This window comes from Rickettsiales endosymbiont of Peranema trichophorum (assembly GCF_004210275.1).
Taxonomy (GTDB): Bacteria; Pseudomonadota; Alphaproteobacteria; order Rickettsiales; family Midichloriaceae; genus RICK02.
This window is the reverse complement of sequence record NZ_SCFA01000087.1, coordinates 1-18452: the sequence shown is the minus strand read 5'-3', so window position 1 is coordinate 18452 and position 18452 is coordinate 1. Positions and strand designations below refer to the sequence as shown.

General features: G+C 41.0%; 16 protein-coding genes and 1 tRNA gene. 10 read left to right on the top strand and 7 right to left on the bottom strand.

Features of this window, described 5'->3' with window-relative positions; all coding sequences use genetic code 11:
• The first annotated feature begins 143 nt into the window (after window positions 1-143).
• From EDM53_RS04545 to EDM53_RS04520, 6 genes are all read left to right on the top strand, one after another.
• Window positions 144-917: an FkbM family methyltransferase gene (locus EDM53_RS04545; RefSeq protein WP_165379643.1), complete on the top strand. Its 774-nt coding sequence runs from the start codon at window positions 144-146 to the stop codon at window positions 915-917.
• 119 nt (window positions 918-1036) lie between these two features.
• On the top strand, window positions 1037-1339 hold the full coding sequence (rplU, locus tag EDM53_RS04540) for a 50S ribosomal protein L21 (protein WP_130122498.1): 303 nt from the start codon (window positions 1037-1039) through the stop codon (window positions 1337-1339).
• Between the two features lie 16 nt (window positions 1340-1355).
• Window positions 1356-1646 carry a 50S ribosomal protein L27 gene (gene rpmA, locus EDM53_RS04535; protein ID WP_130122478.1) on the top strand — a complete coding sequence of 97 codons (291 nt, stop codon included), beginning with the start codon at window positions 1356-1358 and terminating at the stop codon, window positions 1644-1646.
• A gap of 37 nt (window positions 1647-1683) precedes the next feature.
• Window positions 1684-1760 (top strand) — tRNA-Ile (locus tag EDM53_RS04530).
• A gap of 109 nt (window positions 1761-1869) precedes the next feature.
• A complete protein-coding gene (locus tag EDM53_RS04525) occupies window positions 1870-2799 on the top strand; it encodes a hypothetical protein (protein ID WP_130122477.1) in 930 nt (309 codons plus the stop codon).
• A 281-nt stretch (window positions 2800-3080) separates the two neighbouring features.
• On the top strand, window positions 3081-5582 hold the full coding sequence (locus EDM53_RS04520; RefSeq protein ID WP_130122476.1) for a glutamine amidotransferase-related protein: 2502 nt from the start codon (window positions 3081-3083) through the stop codon (window positions 5580-5582).
• A 31-nt stretch (window positions 5583-5613) separates the two neighbouring features.
• On the opposite strand, the gene EDM53_RS04515 is transcribed toward EDM53_RS04520, so the two are convergent.
• Window positions 5614-6840: a hypothetical protein gene (locus tag EDM53_RS04515; RefSeq protein WP_130122475.1), complete on the bottom strand. Its 1227-nt coding sequence runs from the start codon at window positions 6838-6840 to the stop codon at window positions 5614-5616.
• 19 nt (window positions 6841-6859) lie between these two features.
• A complete protein-coding gene (locus tag EDM53_RS04510) occupies window positions 6860-8020 on the bottom strand; it encodes a deoxyguanosinetriphosphate triphosphohydrolase (RefSeq protein ID WP_130122474.1) in 1161 nt (386 codons plus the stop codon).
• A 122-nt stretch (window positions 8021-8142) separates the two neighbouring features.
• On the opposite strand from EDM53_RS04510, the gene EDM53_RS04505 reads away from it, so the two are divergent.
• From EDM53_RS04505 to EDM53_RS04490, 4 genes are read left to right on the top strand one after another with little or no spacing between them, the layout of a single operon-like run.
• Window positions 8143-8613, top strand: coding sequence for a division/cell wall cluster transcriptional repressor MraZ (locus tag EDM53_RS04505; RefSeq protein WP_130122473.1), 471 nt, complete (start codon window positions 8143-8145; stop codon window positions 8611-8613).
• 15 nt (window positions 8614-8628) lie between these two features.
• On the top strand, window positions 8629-9561 hold the full coding sequence (gene rsmH / locus EDM53_RS04500; RefSeq protein WP_130122472.1) for a 16S rRNA (cytosine(1402)-N(4))-methyltransferase RsmH: 933 nt from the start codon (window positions 8629-8631) through the stop codon (window positions 9559-9561).
• The gene (ftsL, locus tag EDM53_RS04495; protein ID WP_130122471.1) at window positions 9561-9965 is read left to right on the top strand and encodes a cell division protein FtsL; all 405 of its coding nucleotides are present in this window, start codon (window positions 9561-9563) and stop codon (window positions 9963-9965) included. The genes rsmH and ftsL overlap by 1 nt, the downstream gene beginning before the upstream one ends.
• Window positions 9940-11676 carry a peptidoglycan D,D-transpeptidase FtsI family protein gene (locus EDM53_RS04490; protein WP_207215478.1) on the top strand — a complete coding sequence of 579 codons (1737 nt, stop codon included), beginning with the start codon at window positions 9940-9942 and terminating at the stop codon, window positions 11674-11676. The genes ftsL and EDM53_RS04490 overlap by 26 nt, the downstream gene beginning before the upstream one ends.
• On the opposite strand, the gene hisS is transcribed toward EDM53_RS04490, so the two are convergent.
• The 5 genes from hisS to EDM53_RS04465 all read right to left on the bottom strand — a co-directional run bounded on the left by hisS (window position 11657) and on the right by EDM53_RS04465 (window position 18401).
• A complete protein-coding gene (gene hisS / locus EDM53_RS04485; RefSeq protein ID WP_130122469.1) occupies window positions 11657-12997 on the bottom strand; it encodes a histidine--tRNA ligase in 1341 nt (446 codons plus the stop codon). The two genes, EDM53_RS04490 and hisS, sit on opposite strands and share 20 nt — an antisense overlap.
• 87 nt (window positions 12998-13084) lie before the next feature.
• On the bottom strand, window positions 13085-13894 hold the full coding sequence (locus EDM53_RS04480; protein WP_130122468.1) for a hypothetical protein: 810 nt from the start codon (window positions 13892-13894) through the stop codon (window positions 13085-13087).
• 195 nt (window positions 13895-14089) lie between these two features.
• Complete coding sequence (locus EDM53_RS04475) at window positions 14090-15517, bottom strand: sodium:solute symporter family protein (RefSeq protein WP_130122467.1); 1428 nt, start codon at window positions 15515-15517, stop codon at window positions 14090-14092.
• A complete protein-coding gene (locus tag EDM53_RS04470) occupies window positions 15511-16959 on the bottom strand; it encodes a sodium:solute symporter family protein (RefSeq protein ID WP_130122466.1) in 1449 nt (482 codons plus the stop codon). The genes EDM53_RS04475 and EDM53_RS04470 overlap by 7 nt, the downstream gene beginning before the upstream one ends.
• Window positions 16953-18401 (bottom strand): sodium:solute symporter family protein, encoded by a 1449-nt coding sequence (locus EDM53_RS04465; protein ID WP_130122465.1) that lies wholly within the window; start codon window positions 18399-18401, stop codon window positions 16953-16955. The genes EDM53_RS04470 and EDM53_RS04465 overlap by 7 nt, the downstream gene beginning before the upstream one ends.
• Window positions 18402-18452: the final 51 nt, after the last annotated feature.

Sequence of the window (18452 nt, the reverse complement as noted above, 5' to 3'; positions counted from 1 at the left end):
TGTTGATACTGGGACTGTGTTCACTCATTAACAGTCGATATAAACTCATTCATAGGAAACAATATAAACGCTGCAAAACTGTACTCAACGAACAATATGAATTGGACACACAAGATTTAGCTGTACTAGAAAGACCAAGAGGTATGGTTATACGCGATGGAAACGGTAACAATATTTTGGTTGATTTCAATGATGGAGGGGTATCACGTATATTGCTCCAAAATAGGGAGTGGGAGAGACCCATAATGAATTTGCTAAACAAATTAGTAAAACCAGGAGATACCATAGTAACACTAGGTGGCCACATTGGGTTTCACGTAGTACAGATGAGTAAATTGACTGGGAAAAACGGTCACGTGTACTGCTTTGAGCCAAACCCATACACTTTAAGATTCCTAAAAAGCAACATTATCCTAAATGATTGCGATAATGTGAAGGTCTTTGACAGGGCAGCTTACTCTCAAGCCACAACGTTAAGGTTTGCAGCAAAGCGTTATGAGGGAGCTAATACAGGCGGCTCGTACGTAATTGAAGGACAGGACGATGTAACAAGCGAAGCGCAAGAGATTCAGGTCAAATCCGTAAAGTTAGATGATGTTTTGAATGATGTTCAAGCCATCAATTTGTTGCAAATGGACATTGAAGGCTCCGAACCAGAGGCTGTAAAAGGAGCAGTCAATTTGATCGCACGCTCACCAAACCTCACAGTAGTACAAGAGTGGTCAGTCGCAATGATGTCGAAGCACATGGATGTTAGAGATTACCTAGAATTCTGGAAAAGTCGTGGTTATCAAGTCGCTGAAATACAGGTAGATGGACCAAAATTATTGCAAGATCATGAACTCTTAGCTGATAATGCCCTCACTGACGTCGTTATCACTAAGGACTTAGAAGCACTGAAAAAGCTGTATCACTGACGCCTGAACTTTATTTATCTACCACCTCATTGAGAGTCAATTTACTGTTTGACTTTTTGGCGAGGGAGTAGTAGAAGATGTACTATTGTTTGAATTTTGATAAGTTAGCGTGTACAAATATGACCTTTGCTGTAATAGAAACTGGAAGTAAGCAGTACCATCTCAAGGTAGGCGATATAATAAGCATAGAGCGTATCGATGGAGATGTGGGAACGGTTGTTACTTTTGACAATGTATTGGCCATTGGTGATCGTGTTGGAGCACCCCTTTTAGACTCCGCTCATGTCAAAGCAGAGATCATATCTCATCAAAAGTCTAAAAAGGTGTTAGTCTTTAAGAAGAAGCGGAGACATAACTACCGTAGAAAGAATGGACACAGGCAATGTGTATCCGTTTTAAGAATTCAGGAGTTTATTTCATAGTTTCATAGGTACAGACATGGCAACGAAAAAAGGTGGTGGTAGTAGTAGAAACGGTCGCGATTCGCGTGGTAGACGGTTAGGCCTTAAAAAGTGTGGTGGTCAGAAGGTCATTCCGGGCAACATTATAGTCCGCCAAAGGGGTACCAAATATCACTGTGGTAAGAACGTTGGTATTGGAACCGACCATACTATTTATGCACTGTGTTCCGGTTATGTAACCTTTAGGCGTGGTGTAAAGAACAGAGTGTTTGTATCAGTGACGGATTCTTGCACAGACTCTTGTTCCACTTCCGTTGTTTGCAATTAAAAGCTAGTATTTTAAGTCCGTTCTTCATCATATAAATGGGTCTGTAGCTCAGGTGGTTAGAGTGCACGCCTGATAAGCGTGAGGTCGGAGGTTCAACTCCTCCCAGACCCACCAGTTAAGCAAGGTGTCATTTCAAATGCACTGCGTCATGTATTGCAGTAACCATATATTAATCTTTTAGTAGTATTATCGAGATATCTAACTAATAAATAAGGGGGAATATATGGGAGAAGGAGGCGAAACAACTCCAAAGGTCCGGGAGCCGGAGGATTACTATCCAAAGACATTATTGGATCAGGAGCGCAATGGTCATGTCCCCACGGTCCCGGTAAAAGGAGAAGAGCAGGAGCGTGACTACAGAGACCAGCTGCGTCTGGACAGAAAGAAAAAATGGGAGAACCAAACAGGTGCTGATCCTGAGGTAAGTAGTCTGGATCCAACAGAAGATACACCTGCAGTTGAACTACCTGTACCTAAACAAGAGGATATTGCAAAGGTATTAACAGAGGTCATATCTCAATCGATTAGACCTATTAAGAAAAATGGAAAAGTTAGCTTCCAGTTTGATAATGAGCTTTTTATATACCATTGGAACAATACATACAAAGACATGAGGGATAAAAAAGACGAATTAACACCAGACGAGAAAAACATCAAAGTTGCGATGGAAGCGTTAGAAAAGATGGGGGTGACAAACCATCAAGAAAATGAACTTTACAATCATAGGGAGGGTTATAGAGGGCAGCACACATATACAATAGGTGAACAATTTATATCAGATATTGAGAAAATTGGTCAGAGACAGGCAGGATACTTTAATAAATTGATGACAAAGTTATCAGGGAAGGAGAAGACGGACTTCAATACATGGAGTAAGGCCTTACCAGATAAGAAGGCAAAAGATATTCATGTAGTATCTGATACTAATGTAGTATCTGCAACTCAAAGTATTGAGAACATGATGAACTTGATGCGAGAAAAAGAAAGAGGATTCGACCATAGATATGGTGAAAGAACCAACAAATTTAAAGAATTTTTCAAAAAACTGCCAAGTTGGATGTATGAAATGCACCACACAGCGATAACAAATGTGGCAAAAACATGGAGGGACAAATTGCTAGAGACAAAGCCAAATCAAACACCACAAAGGTGATCAGGCACTAGAAAAATCCCATGTAGCAAAGTCAAGACTTTGTGACCACCTGTTCCAGACCTCAGTATAGAAATGAATGGGGAACATGGAAAGTGCAGATAGGTGTTTGTATAAACTTGTTGTGGTCAGTCATTCTTTCAAGCTCGCTATATTCCTGGTCTGCAGCGCTTTTGGCTCTGAAGAAGGGAAGACACTTCATGATATTTTCATGGTCAGCGTAATATTGTTGTAACGTCTGTGTGTTATAACACGCATATCGACAACACAAAACAGTACAAAATATGAAATATATAGATCTTTACAACCTTCGCAGCCTTATCGCTAAAAACATAGACATTGATACAGCTCTAGAACACATGTCTTTTGATGCGTATATTTTTGATGAGCTTATCTCGTCTGCTTTGCGCCATAACAACATCAAAGCTTTTGAGTTTCTTCTGAAACGCTACTCCAGCGACAATATTCAGAACATCAAACTACCAATGTCGTTGTTGTCTCTTGAACATTTAGATATCGCACTAAGATATGTAAATCCAAATTTGCTTCTTCAAATCTGCGTACGATCCAGAACTTCTGATGATATTTCTGTTGAACAGAAATATCATCTAGTGGATTTTTTAATATCAAATGGCGCAAATATTTCAACGCTCTCCAAATCATACGAAATCATCCCTACAGAAGCAGACTTTCTACTATCCAGAGGGATAGACCACAATGTTATGCTTCATGCTCTGTTGGAAGGTATGGTGATCATGAATTTTCATGATGGAAAGGTATTATATGCTCATGCAGATAACACAGTATACCAAGTTTTACTACAAAAGGTGCAGTATATATTTTCCATCAGCTCACAACCTGAAGAACTGATGCGACCACTGTTATCTTACCATAACAAAGGGTCATTAATGTCTGACGATGCTATTGCAACATCCATCACAAGGCAAAAAGAACTAATATCTATAGCGTTACAACATAAATGTGACTTAAATGCTGTATTTACAAAAATGTTTGATCACCCCTTCTTATTAAGGCAGATTCACCAGGACATAGCTATACTATTATTGGAAAACGGACTCTTACCAAATACACTGCTGAAATTTGCTTGTATGTATATACCTGACTATGTAAGTGCAAAACAATCAGCGCTAGTAAATCTAGCTTTGAGCAAAGGTGCAGATCCTAACTATGTCAATGAAGACGGCGAAACAGTTCTAGAAACAGCCTTGCAAGAGTCACATCTTGATATTGTTAAACAGCTGATTGCAGCAGGCGCTAAAACTAATGTACTGCTATCAACTTACATGTCTTTTTTAGGTGACCATCTCACAAACATATATGATATGATGGAAATCTGCAAATTGTTTCCAAATTCGTTTTCACAAGAGGCGATCACCACACATTTACGCGCAAATGGTGCGACCTATATGCAGATTAATATGATCTTTGATATATTCAATTTGGCTAAAGATGTTTCAGATATTACAAAAAATGTTGCGAGTCAATTTACAGAATCCGAGTTAATGATTCTGGACAAAAACAACACACTCAATACCGTAGAGTCTTTTGGAAATCTCGAGCATACTAACAAGTATGGCTTCACCCCTTTACATCTAGCACTGTTGTCCGGCAAGTTTGACCTAGCCATCGATATGATCAAGCATAACTTCAACGTTACTGCAACAACCCATAATGGCTTCTCTGTTCTTTTCCTGTACGCTTGTATTGCAGACGATGGCATCCCCAAGGACCATATCACTAAACTAGGAGAAGAGATTCTCTCACGAATCGACAATGTCGATATCATCTTGCCATCCGGCGAGAGTGTAGTGGACGGCCTCCTTCGAGCTAATAATGTCAAAGATGCAGTACTTGCACTATCACAAGATCCACTCTTTGTTCTGTTTAAACCAAATGCTTCTCTTGTATTATCTAACGATAAAGTGCATATAGGTGTCAGTCATGGAGAAGGATTTTGGTCAACGGGAGTCAATACAGCAGCTAGATTAATTACGCATCACCACTCAAATGTAGAATTTCATTTAGTGACAAAGAAAATGATAGAGGAAGGTGGAGACAGTTTCCTAGACCAGTTTAGCGCCTGGATTAATCCAGGTGGAGGCGATAGTTACCCATCCGGGATGCTAGAGTTTTCTAAGAGCGAATGGTCTCCAGACATAAGTATTGAACATATGTATCAGCTGATGCTTGAGAAAACATCTCAGCTATACATACCTTATCTTGGTATATGTGCAGGCGCTCAGCACTTTGTATTGCATCACAATGGTTACCTTCATCCACTCAAAGGTTATGCAGGTGGACAACATACTATTATTTATAAACCAGGTACGTTGGCGCACTACCAAGCTATGACAAAAACACAGCAACTCTATGCATTGAAAACCTGTGAATTTCCAGACATCAAGTTTCAAGGAGATACCGCCCATCACTTTGCAGCTGTTCCGGGAAAACTCGGCAATAACATTCAACTAGGCGCTATATCAGAGGATGGTATCTCAATGTCATATGCACATACCAATGGTATCGCATTTGCCACACAGTTTCATCCAGAGCATCACTATCAATCAGAGCACTACATAGTCAACAATCAAAAAGCTTGGTTGGATAATTTTGTAAGTTTGGCTCAAATGCACTACAACGCATCCAAGGGTCATGGAGTATATCCTCATGAATTTATGGCAGACGTCAAAGCTGTAATAGACAAGTGCATGATAGATCAAATATGCGTTGCTCCGGATACATTGGAAGCAGTTTTTGACTTGTAACGACCCAATTGCGAATCAGTTTGATACCAACCTAAGGAGTGGGTTTTGAACACTCCTTGTTTACCCGCTCTTTCAGTTTCTCAACAGCTCCTTGTCCAAATGGATTTACACCACTCATAAGTCCAAAAGTAATGGTTTCTAGAATCGTCAACATCATGAGCGCACCAAAAGATTTAGCGCCTAGGTTATCCAGTAGGAGTTGTCTTACAGGAATTTGCTGCTCGCTTAACGTGTCACACATAGATTGATATTGTATCGATAAAATCTTCCCAATATCAATCGCTTTAGCAGCACCCTCAAATTGAATATTTGGAATACCATCACACGTAATGTCTTTTGCATACAAAATGTTAAAGTACTTGTTAGATGGTCCGTCCAAATAAAGTTGCAGTTGGCTGTGTTGATCTTGCGGACCATTCCCAGCAATCGGTGTAATACCAAACCGGGACTTACCTAAACTTTCACCAACGATTTGATTTGACCATTCTAAATACCCTCGCAAGCTTTCTAGGTATGACATATTAATGCAGATATCGTGCCCAGTGTCGTAGGAACTTGATAGATAATAGGCACCTTGAAAAACCTTGCTCCCTATTTCGTGCTTCCAGAAATCTGCTAATATTTCTTCCCCTCCATTGCACAACTCCACAACGTCTATATTTGCAACCATTGCAGGCAATAATGAAATATTGCTAAATGTAGCGAACCTGCCACCGATTTGTACGTGCTCCAAAGTGACGCTCCCCATCTCATGTGCAATCTTTCTTAGTGCATTATCCCCAGGCAAGGTAATAAAATGAAAGCACTTTCCAATGTTTCGTATCCCTGCCCTCTTCAAGACCTCAATCCATGTCAGCAATAATGATGTTGTTTCTAAAGTCTCACCAGACTTGCTAATCACAAGAAACGCGGTTTTATTAAGATCTACCCGGTGCCGTATAGCATTCAATACCCATGGATCAAGCGTATCGATCGTCAAAATTGCGACATCAGAGGAATGAGGAATCCCTAGTACAGATTTGGCATTTAATATTGCTCCTCCCATCCCTATTATTATCAAATAATCATAGTGCCCCTTAATTTCGTCAGACAGTCGGCCTAGATTCTCTAGCTCACCATATATGCGCTGCAGCGATGAATCAAATAGCTGGTATTCCAAGTCGTATGCTTTTCGGTCCTTAATCGCTTGCAAGACCTTGGCAGCTTTTTCACAATGTCTTACAACATCTGCATTTTGATATGTTATTGTTAATGACATTGTCCGCTACAAATCACTCTTAATAAAGCAAAGGATCAAAAAGCCTCTTGTACTCTTCAACAGCGTAACGATCCGTCATCCCCGCGATATAATCCGTAATGACAAGTGCTCTTTCACCCTCCTCCGCGCCCTTCACCTTCTCATACCATAGCGTAGGCAAACAGTTTGGATTTTCCATAAACTCGTAAAACATGTCCTTGATCATTCTGGTTGTTTTCGATGCAATACGATTGACCTTGTAGTGCCTGTATACTCTGTTCATTAAAAATCCCTTTAAATCAATACAAAGGCGCTGTACCTCATCTGAAAACGACCCCACAGGTGCTTGTTGTAGTCGAATGTCATCAGCTGTTTTAATGTTATTAAAAGCGATTTTCCTTTCTGTTTCAAGAACCAAGTTTGAAATTAAATACTGCTGCAGCTTGTCTATACGCTCATTTTTTACCATATCGCTGCTTGTCTTTAAATGATGTAATTTGGAATCGTGCCACAAATCTTTCAACGCCGGTACTTCCTCCTCTAATTCTTTAAGGGCGAAGAAATCCGCCCTAATACCGTCGTCTATGTCATGGCAAAGATACGCGATGTCGTCAGCTAAAGAAGCAACTTGCGCTTCCAGTGAGGCAAATGTATGCAACTTGAGACTCAGCGCTGCATCAAGCGTCCTGTAAACCTCAGGCAAAGCAGTAATATCTTGCAAAGGACCATTATGCTTAGCTAATCCCTCTAACACTTCCCAGCTGCTATTTAGGCCATTAAAGTCCAAGTATCGTTTTTCAAGAAACGTCAAAACCTTTAGGGCCTGGGCATTGTGCTCAAAAGTTACACCAAACTCTTTAGTCACTTCCTGTAGGGCACCTTCACCAGAATGACCAAACGGTGGATGTCCTAAATCATGAGCGAGCGCTATACATTCGATCAAATCCTGATTGAGTTTAAGCTTTTTGCCGATGATCCTTGCAATATGAGTCACCTCCAACGTATGTGTCAGTCTCGTCCTATAGTGATCCCCTAGGTAGTTGATAAAAACCTGAGTTTTATACTCCAAACGCCGAAATGCCAGTGCATGCACTATACGCTCACGATCAAGTTGGTAAACGGAGTAGTAGCTGTTAGATGTCTCCACAAACATCCTTCCTAGACTTTTTGCTTCATTTGATGCATATGTGGCTAGTGCCATTTCTATAAACTTGTTATTAAATTACTGGCCCACATTATCCCACTCCTTCCCAAAAAGCACTATATTTTTTAGTTCAAATGGTGTAAAGTGACATTAATTACATCAACTTGTTACAGTCTATAATGGACATCTTTGTTTCCTCGTATGAAAGCAAATTAGACGATAAAGGCAGATTGTCTATTCCAATGACGTTCAGAACCCTTATTGAGAATAGTGCAATACCCGTCGTATATGCATATCAGTCCTTCATTCACGAGGCTATTGAAGTATGTACAGGAGCTCGACTACTAGAGCTGCAGGGGTACATAGAGAATCTTGATATATTTTCTTCAAAACGAGACGCGTTGGAAACAGCTATTTTAGGAGGATGTGAAAAGCTAACCATAGATAGCAAGGGACGAGTCACACTATCTGACAAACTCTTAAAATACGCCACTATCAAGAAAGATGCTACATTCGTAGGAAAGGGACGCACTTTTGAAATTTGGTCTTCTGAGTCCTTTGCAAAGCATTATCAGGAATCCAGAACTTATGCAATGGAAGAAAGGATAGTGCTTAAGCCATACGCTTTGAAAAGTGAGAACGCGAGTTAAAAGAGGCACTGTAACATGGAAAGCCACATACCAGTCTTACTACAAGAAATGCTGCAATATTTAAGTCCAAAAGATGGTATGACCTATATCGATGCTACTTTTGGTGCTGGTGGCTATTCCAAAGCTATATTAAATCATGCAAACTGCTTTGTATATGCGCTTGATAGGGACAGTGACGTAAAAATATACGCTGAACCCTTAATACTTAAATATTCTAGTCGTTTTAAATTTGTACACGGTGAATTTGGCGAGTTAAATCAAGCGATACCGAATATCCCAGACAATAATCTAGATGGTATAGTGTTTGACGTTGGTGTTTCAAGCATGCAGCTCAGTACAGGTCATAGGGGATTTTCATTTACTCATGAAGGCAAACTAGACATGAGAATGAACACAGACAATCAGCTTACTGCATATGACGTGGTAAATCGATATACTGAACAGGAGTTATCTCATATCATTTTCACATACGGAGGTGAAAGAAAGAGTCGTAAGATTGCAAACTATATTGTTAACGCGCGTCAATCCTCTCCTATAGAAACGACCAAAGCACTGTCTGACATTATTGTGCAATCTGTGGGACGTTACCATGACTCTATTCACCCTGCAACACGCACGTTTCAAGCGATTAGAATTATCGTCAACGATGAAATGGGACAACTTACAAGAGGCATCGATCTAGCATTAAATCTTGTAAGGGTCGGTGGTAAGGTAGTTGTCGTTACATTTCACTCATTGGAAGATGGAATAGTCAAGGACATATTTGTAAAAGCATGTGGTAAACGTGTCCATGAAAATAAGTATCGCCAGTTCCAGGAGCCAGAAGATGTAGGCAACAAGAAGTTTGCACTAGTAGTCAAAGGAGTGGTGCATCCAACGCAAAACGAAGTTAAGGCCAACCCTAGAGCTAGGTCGGCTAAACTAAGAGCAATACAAAGGGTGTCCTGATGCAAGAGCGAAGAAAAAGACAGCCAGTGTTTTCCCTTACACCTTATAGAGTATCTATTTTACTTCTACTATTGGTTGCATCATGCCTACTCTTTACCGCTAAGCACAGAGTACAATTACTGCAAAAAGAGTTAGAACGCGTTGAAGCAGAGATATTTCAAGCGCATGAAGACATACACATTTTAAAAGCTGAGTGGTCTTATTTGACACAGCCCAAAAATCTTATGGAAAATACACCGAACTCTGTACTTAAGGAGCTGAAATTGCTTGTGGTAGAGCCGTCTAATATCATCAACGCCGATTTGAATGATATTGAAATGATCAGCCAACAAATAGATGCAGTGGAGGAGCAAAACAAAAATACTAAGCCAAGAAGAGATGAAACTAACAACCAAACAACATGATCTCCGCATTTTGGAGAAGACGAGAACAAGAAATTTAGAATACGCAGTTGCCGTATTTCGCGGTCGATTGTTTGTTATGACAATCGGAATATCTGCGATATTTTTGTTATTGGTGGTAAGAATATTTCATCTGTCATTGTTGTCTAGAGATGATGTCAAACTTCACAACAAAGAGAGTACAGAAGATTTCAGAGTTTTAAGGGCCGACATAATAGATGCACATGGTGAGATTCTTGCCACGAACATCACTACAGCATCCTTGTACGCTAATCCAAGAGAGTTGCTGGACGTATACCAAGCTGCAAAACAGTTGTCGCAAATTTTTCCTATGATGAAGGAAAATAGCATATTATCCAAACTTAGAGTCAACAAAAATTTCTCGTGGATAAAAAGGCACCTTACTCCTCAAGAACAACAGAAAGTGCATGATCTTGGTATACCTGGACTTTACTTTATCAACGATGAAAAACGTGTTTACCCTCACACCAATCTTTTTTCTCACGTACTTGGGTTTACCGGTATTGATGGAGGTGGTTTATCAGGAGTTGAGCTGTATTTTGACAAAAGACTAGCAGGTTCACCACAAGAACCGCTCCAATTGTCTTTGGACAGCAGAGTACAAAGTATAGTGCACGAAGAGTTGGAAGAGGCAATACAAGCAAATGAAGCAATTGGAGGAGCTGGTCTTGTCATGCACGCTAAAAGCGGTGAAATTTTATCGATGGTAAGTTTGCCGGACTTTAACCCACACAACGTAGATGAAGCAAGTGAAGAGGAGAGATTTAACAAAATTAGCCTTGGTACCTATGAAATCGGCTCAGTTCTCAAGCTTGCTACCACCGCTTCTGCATTGGATATAGGCTGTGTGACTGTTAATGACGGCTTTAACGTATCGGCACCTCTACAGGTAGCAAAATTTAAGATACACGATTACAAAGGAAAAGGAGGGGAGCTATCTGTTCCAGAGATTTTAATGTACTCCTCTAACATAGGTACTGGTCAAATTGCTACCTTGATAGGGGTAAAAAAACAGCGAGAATATTTAAAACGGTTTGGTTTACTTGATAAACTCTCAATAGAGCTGCCGGAAGTGGGATCTCCACAGTATCCATCTTTGAAACGCTGGAATGAGGTTAGCCTGGTGACTATCAGTTACGGGCATGGTATAGCCTTTACTCCACTGCATATGGCCCAGGCTTTTGCCTCAATCATCAATGAAGGTATACTTGTCAAGCCTACTTTACTTAAAAGTAAGGCAGAAGCATCTCCAGCTACCGATCGAACCTCACGACTCATAGATCCCAATACTTCACTATTAATGCGCAAATTATTGCGCCTTGTTGTGACAAGTGGATCTGGAAGAAGCGCTGAGGTTAAAGGATATTTCGTCGGTGGCAAATCTGGTACCGCAGAAAAAATCATTGGTAATAAGTATAGTAAAAATGCGAACCTATCTTCATTCGTTGCTGCCTACCCAATATATGACCCACAGTACTTGGTGTTCATAATGATAGACGAAGCTAAACGAAATGAATACAACGGTGGTCAGCTTTCTGGTGGTGCGATTGCATCCCCTGTTGTCGGAAAGATTGTCAAACGTATCTCGTCAGTACTTAACATGACTCCCAATATGAACGACAGACGAGTACATGAACAACTTTTCCTAAAATATAAACCACGCTATAAGTGGACTAAAGTTGAGTCACAATAGGATTGCCATGTCCGCTACAAGCCCCAGCTAGCTCTTCAATATGCAAAGTTTGTTGCCCCCCCGTTTCCATGCGACGTAGTATAGCCATGTTTGATTCAAGCTCTGCTTTATCAGCAATCACAACAAACGGTATACTTTTTTTAGCAGCATATTTCATTTGTGCACCTAAGCTGTTGTTGGAGAGATATAGCTCAGTGTTAATGCCAGCAGCCCGTAAACACTCGGTAATCCTGATATAATCGTTTAAGAGTTGGCGATTTTGGACCGTTACTAGCACCACAGCAGTCGTTTGAGTATTTGAGGTAATTGCACCCTTGTTAATCAGCTCCAGCACTAATCTTGAGAGACCAATCGATACTCCAACACCAGGGCAAGTTTTATTTCCAAATGTACTGACAAGATTTGCATACCTACCTCCACCACAAATACTACCCAACTCTAAGTGATCTAAGGATATAGTTTCATAGATTGTGCCGGTATAGTAATTTAGTCCACGCGCTATACTTGGTGTTATACATATAACATTCTGAGGTAAACCAAAACTGTAGGCTGTATCTAAGACTTCTTGAAGTTCCTCCAATCCCTTTTTTAAGACTTCATCATGCGCAAACTGCTTGAAATAACTTATGCACTCCTTGTTACTTCTTGCCTCCAGTATCATCCCTCTCAGCTGCTCAATTTGTTCTTTAGATAATCCCCGAATTAGTAGCTCATCAACGAATGTTGCATATGGTATCTTCTTTATCTTGTCTATGATACGAGTAACATATGCACGAGTTTGTTGCGGTACACCTACAACATTCATTATCCCTAGTAACAAATTGCAGTTGTTGATATTGATCACAAAGTTTTTTAAGCCAATTGCCTTCAAGGCATCATACGCAACTTTCAGTATCTCTGCATCATACGCAAGGTCTAAGACTTCATGGCCAATAATGTCTATATCGCATTGATAGAACTGTCTATACCGCCCTGTCTGGGGACGTTCTCCACGCCATACAGGGGCGATTTGATACCTGCGATATGGAAACGTTAGATGCCCAAAGTTTTGCCCTATATACCTTGACAATGGTACAGTTAAATCAAAACGTAAAGCAAGCTCCTTTTTAGACTTCCCTTCCTTGTCCGCAAGCCTGTATAGCCCGTATATTTCATGATCCCCCCCTTTTGATAACAAGGTATCCACCCTCTCCACAGCGGAAGTCTCAAGCGGTGTAAAACCATATGATTCAAATACAGCTTTTGTAATATTAACGACTTTATCAAACGCAATTTGCTCGTTAGGCAGCAGCTCAGGAAAGCCGGAGATATTGTTGATCATACGGTGTACTACAGACACTAGTCGATTAAAAACTGGCCTGCTTATATCATACCATAACCTAAGAGTCCACTTTTTACCGATACATCATTAGCCTCTAGAAAGCCCTGCATGATTCGCCTCAGGACCTGTAGGCATTGGTGTAGGTTGTGGATGTATCTTTCCTATGTCGTGAGCCACACGTTCTATGCCTTCAACGATATTTGTGTGTTCTAGACTTTTTTGAATATTAGGTAATACTCCAAAACGTTCTGTCAAAAAACCGAGCCCTTGTGGAATCATTTTTAAGCTTTCCTCACGGCTTACTTCCATTGCTTGTACGTCATGCTCATGCTTCAAACCAAGACGTATCGTAAGCTGTGTAAATGGAGACCTCATAATATCTGATATTACTTCACGTACTGTAGTATTTGCTCGAATATGGTCATATATCTCCTCGGGCTTCAGTAGGCTTGTAGCGGCGCGGACCACTCCTGCTTCGAGAGGGGTGCGTTCACTTTCCTTTTTCATAATGATGTCTTTAAAGCCCTCATTGTATGCCGCATTATGGTGATCAAGTAAGCTGTGATCTGAAAGCGTTATCAAATCGGCCAAAGCATGGTTTAATTTCAGAAACCCTTCATTGTGTTCAATCAGAGTCTCACGCTCCAATTTTTCATTCTTTTCTTTTGTTCCAAGGACTTCAGAGATGTTCTGTGAAAGTCTGTCCATTCTGTTGGGTTGGCGCTCTTGTAACTCCTTATTCCCTCTAAAATTGCTCCGAAAACCCTTATTTAAGTACTCCTCCTGCAACTCCGGAGCGCTTAATTTCTCTGCTATCTCTGCAATCATACGCTCGTTTTCTTGACGAAATATCTCAAAGTGCTTAAAAAAACTTTCAAGTTGTGTATTTGATATCATACTTGATGCCTAATAGATGTACAATTTATACTATAATACATCACCTTTGTTAATAATGTCTTAACCATTGAAAAACAATACATTGTTTTGAGACCAGATCGGGTGCGTTGGCTACCTCACAACAAGAGAAGAAAAAAGATGGGTTGGTTGCCGATTTATTAGCACTTCAAAATCAATGTACAGCACTGCATATCATTATACTCTGACCCGGGTTTTCAACAGTTTTTCCTCCAGCTTTGGCATTCTTACCCCCCACCATAGCTGTAAGTAGTGAGCTCCAAACATCCCTACCGCGCTGCCTATGATTCCCGTCCCGACACTTATGGTAGCAAGCCCCCCAACCATGTATCCTCCAGCACACGTACCCACTATGCCCATAATACATGACATTACAAACGTCACTCCGTTCGTCCTAAAACCTAAGAACCCCGCAGTGATTTGTACAAATGTCAATGGATTCCAAAAATTCCTCACAAACCACGATAGCTCAACTATCCCAACCGCATGAAACGCTAATACTATCGACATCCCTCCTATCAACATCGTCGATAACCTTGCTATCAATAACTCTTGTCTGTCCGTTAAACTCGGTATCCATCTCTTCGCTATATCATGCGCGCAAACCACAGATACCGTATTTAACCACGAATCCGCTGTAGACATCATCACCGCTATCATCCCAGCTATCATCAAACCCTTCAATCCAGTACATAAATATTTATCTACAAATGTCATAAATATAAATCTTGGATCAAGACCAGGCGATTGCGCTTGTACAATAAAACCAATCAGGCATATCATCAGTAGCAATGGCAAGTGCAAAAACATTATGATCTTCATCGCCCTTGTCAGCTGCTTCGTATTATTCGACATTAAAAACCTTTGTATAAAGGAGCCTCCATTAAACGGCAGCAAAAATATCGATAAGCTTAGAAAAAACCACAACCTTTCACCTTCTAAGTTTAATGTCACGTGGGACTCTGGAAGCTTTTGATATAAACCGCCTAGGCCCCCTACATCATGTAGGGCAAACAGACAAGCAGAGGGTATTGCCACGTAAAACACCACAAACTGTACAACATCCGTTAGTGCAACTGCCCTAATCCCTCCAAACGCTGAATAAATCGTCAAAACAGCCACTCCTATCACAATACTAGCCAACTTCCCTATACCCAGGAAGTAAGTAAACATGTGCCCCATCGCAAGTGCTTGTGCCGCTATGATCCCTACCGATAAGAATATGGAGGCTACCGCAACAATCCATCTACCAGCACTCCCGTACAGTTCATACATCACATCGCTAATCGTTAGGCAGCCTTGAAACTGTTCAACATTCGTAAAGATCTTGGCCATCAACAGCCACACCAAAACACCTGCCACCCTTCCAATAGCAAACAACATGCCAAGAGAGTAAACCTTCTCCACCGTACCAATTGTGGAAGTTGAACTCAAATACGTAGCAAATATTGTACAAACCAATACTACCGTTGATACAGAACCATTGCCAAGTGTGTATTCCTTGATTGTCTTAATCTCACTGGCCTTCCAAAATGCTACTACCAAACAGCCAACCAAGTACGCTACTATTATTCCTACATCAAGTGCCGCCAAGTTCCCTAGCATGTCGTGTACTTAAGGCTTCCCTCCTCCCTTTCTTTCAATAGCTTCTCGTCGATCTTCGGCATTTTTACCCCACACCATAGCTGTAGGTAGTGGGCTCCAAAGAAGCCTATTCCACTGCCCACTATGCCCAGGGCAATGCTAACGGTCGCAAATTTACCATCTATGTATCTTCCGACGCATGCAAACGTAATCGCAGTACAGCAGGAGACTATAAACGAGTTAGGATGCGTCCTAAACGACAAAAAACCCGCCACTATCGGAATCAAAGTAATCGGATCCCAAAAACTATATATTAGCCAATATAGTTCCAAGATTCCTTCAGCATTACCGGCTATTACCACAGCCATCAGTCCTATCACCAATGCTGAAAGACGAGCCAACAACAGCTCCCGTTTGTCGCTCATACCTGGATATAACCTCTTGCCAACATCGTGAGCACAGAGAATGGATGCAGTGTTTAAAAATGAATCTGCCGTAGACATCATTACAGCTATCATTCCAGCTATCATCAAACCCTTAATTCCGGTACACAGGTATTTGTCCATAAACACCATAAACGCCATATTCGACTGAACCTCTGGCATTTGTACGCGGATTATAAATCCTATCATGCAAATCGTCAGCAACAATGGTAAGTGCAAAAACCCTATGATGTGCAGTGCTTTGGACAATTGCCGTGTGTTGTTGGACATTAAAAACCTTTGAACAAAGGAGCCTCCATTGAACGGCAGCAAAAACACCGACATACTTAAAAAAGACCACAAGCGCTCGCCTTCCAAATTCAATGTCACGTGAGTCTCCGGTAGCTTGTGATATAAACTCACTATGCCACCTACGTCTCGTAAGGCAACAAAGCAGGCTGTAGGAATCGCAACGTAGAACACTATAAACTGCACCACGTCCGTCAACGCTACCGCTCTAATTCCTCCAAAGGCAGAGTAAATTATCAGAACTCCCATACCTGCTAAAATACCAGGGAATCGGCCTATACCTACAAAGTAGTCAAGCATATCCCCTATAGCGAGCGCCTGAGTTGCTATTACCCCGACAGATAAAGCTATAGAGGCGACTGTAATGATCCACCTACCAACCCTACCATACAGCACGTCCATTATGTCACTGATGGATAAGCAACCCTGGAACTGCTCTACATTACAAAATATCTTTGCGGTTATAGCCCACACAAGAACACCACCAATCCTAGCGAGAGCAAAGAAGATGCCCATAGCATATACCTTGTCGACTGTACCAATGGTAGAGCTAGCACTTAGGTAGGTCGCAAATATTGTACACACCAGAACAAAAGTCGACACTGAACCATTGCCGAGCGTGTATTCTCTTATGTTCTTGATCTCAGTGGCTTTCCAAAAAGCCACCAGGAGACACCCAACCATATATGCAACTATGATGAATACATCAAGTGCCGCTAAGTTTCCTAGCATATGTCATATTTGAATACGTTTTGTTTACTTTTTTTCAACAGCTTCTCATCCAGCTTCGGCATTTCCACTCCAAACCATAATTGTAAATAGTGGGCTCCAAAGAAGCCTATCGCGCTACCAACTATGCCCAGGACAATGCTAACGGTCGCCAATTTACCATCTATATAGCTTCCGACGTATACAAACATAATCGCAGTACAGCAGGAGACCCTGAACGAGTTAGGATGCGTCCTAAACGACAAGAAACCTGCTATCATCGGAACCAAGATAATCGGCTCCCAAAAATTACGTATCCACCATAGTAACTCCACAATCCCACTTCTACTTGTTGCTATCACTATTGCCATCCCAGCTATCACACAAGCTGAAAAACGTGCTAACGACAACTGGTGCTCATCGTTCATACCTGGATACAATCCCTTCCCAACATTATGAGCACAGAGAATGGATGCAGTATTTAAAAATGAATCTGCCGTAGACATCATCACCGCTATCATCCCAACTATCATCAAACCCTTAATTCCGGTACACAGGTATTTGTCCATAAACACCATAAACGCCACATTCGACTGGACCTCTGGCATTTGTACGCGGATTATAAATCCTATCATGCAAATCGTCAGCAACAATGGTAAGTGCAAAAACCCTATGATGTGCAGTGCTTTGGACAATTGCCGTGTGTTGTTGGACATTAAAAACCTTTGAATAAACGGGGGACTGTTTAATGGTAATAACAAAATAGACACGCTTAAAAAATACAACCACTTTTCACCTTCTAAGTTGAATGTAACATGACTCTCTGGAAGCTTTTGATATAAACTCTCCATTCCACCTACATCCTTTAGTGCAAAGAAACAAGCTGTTGGAATAGCGACGTAGAACACCACAAACTGCAGCACATGCGTCATGGCTATCGCTCTAATTCCTCCAAAGGCAGAGTAAACAGTCAACACCCCCATCCCAACTAATATCCCCGCAAACTGTCCTATTTCCAGAAAATAGTCAAACATGTATCCTATAGCAATAGCTTGTGCGGCTATAATACCTACAGACAAAATTACTGACGCAATTGTTGTAATCCACCTTCCAAAGCTTCCATACAACACATACATGATATCGCTTATTGACAGACAACCTTGAAACTGCTCAACGTTTACGTATATCCTTGCAGTTATAGGCCATACAAGTACACTACAAATTTTGGCGACAACAAAGAATAGCCCCATAGTATATACCATCTCCACCGTACCTATGGTAGAGCTAGCATTTAGGTATGTCCCAAATATTGTGCAAATCAAAACTACTGTTGAGACAGAACCATCGCCAAGCGTATAGTCCCTGATTGTCTTGATCTCCGTTGACTTCCAAAATGCCACCAGGAGACACCCAAGCATATATGCAAGTATTATTCCTACGTCAAGTGCCGCTAAGTTTCCTAGCATTCTATATACTCATGTGTATTAAGGTTCCAAATATAAGAGGCATCAGGAGTA

What these genes read in the sequence shown, in the direction of transcription:
- EDM53_RS04545 (WP_165379643.1), top strand. Translation starts at nt 144, where the DNA reads ATGGTTATACGCGATGGAAACGGTAACAATATTTTGGTTGATTTCAAT.
- rplU (WP_130122498.1), top strand. Translation starts at nt 1,037, where the DNA reads ATGACCTTTGCTGTAATAGAAACTGGAAGTAAGCAGTACCATCTCAAG.
- rpmA (WP_130122478.1), top strand. Translation starts at nt 1,356, where the DNA reads ATGGCAACGAAAAAAGGTGGTGGTAGTAGTAGAAACGGTCGCGATTCG.
- EDM53_RS04525 (WP_130122477.1), top strand. Translation starts at nt 1,870, where the DNA reads ATGGGAGAAGGAGGCGAAACAACTCCAAAGGTCCGGGAGCCGGAGGAT.
- EDM53_RS04520 (WP_130122476.1), top strand. Translation starts at nt 3,081, where the DNA reads ATGAAATATATAGATCTTTACAACCTTCGCAGCCTTATCGCTAAAAAC.
- EDM53_RS04515 (WP_130122475.1), bottom strand. Translation starts at nt 6,840, where the DNA reads ATGTCATTAACAATAACATATCAAAATGCAGATGTTGTAAGACATTGT.
- EDM53_RS04510 (WP_130122474.1), bottom strand. Translation starts at nt 8,020, where the DNA reads ATGGCACTAGCCACATATGCATCAAATGAAGCAAAAAGTCTAGGAAGG.
- EDM53_RS04505 (WP_130122473.1), top strand. Translation starts at nt 8,143, where the DNA reads ATGGACATCTTTGTTTCCTCGTATGAAAGCAAATTAGACGATAAAGGC.
- rsmH (WP_130122472.1), top strand. Translation starts at nt 8,629, where the DNA reads ATGGAAAGCCACATACCAGTCTTACTACAAGAAATGCTGCAATATTTA.
- ftsL (WP_130122471.1), top strand. Translation starts at nt 9,561, where the DNA reads ATGCAAGAGCGAAGAAAAAGACAGCCAGTGTTTTCCCTTACACCTTAT.
- EDM53_RS04490 (WP_207215478.1), top strand. Translation starts at nt 9,940, where the DNA reads ATGAAACTAACAACCAAACAACATGATCTCCGCATTTTGGAGAAGACG.
- hisS (WP_130122469.1), bottom strand. Translation starts at nt 12,997, where the DNA reads ATGATCAACAATATCTCCGGCTTTCCTGAGCTGCTGCCTAACGAGCAA.
- EDM53_RS04480 (WP_130122468.1), bottom strand. Translation starts at nt 13,894, where the DNA reads ATGATATCAAATACACAACTTGAAAGTTTTTTTAAGCACTTTGAGATA.
- EDM53_RS04475 (WP_130122467.1), bottom strand. Translation starts at nt 15,517, where the DNA reads ATGCTAGGGAACTTGGCGGCACTTGATGTAGGAATAATAGTAGCGTAC.
- EDM53_RS04470 (WP_130122466.1), bottom strand. Translation starts at nt 16,959, where the DNA reads ATGCTAGGAAACTTAGCGGCACTTGATGTATTCATCATAGTTGCATAT.
- EDM53_RS04465 (WP_130122465.1), bottom strand. Translation starts at nt 18,401, where the DNA reads ATGCTAGGAAACTTAGCGGCACTTGACGTAGGAATAATACTTGCATAT.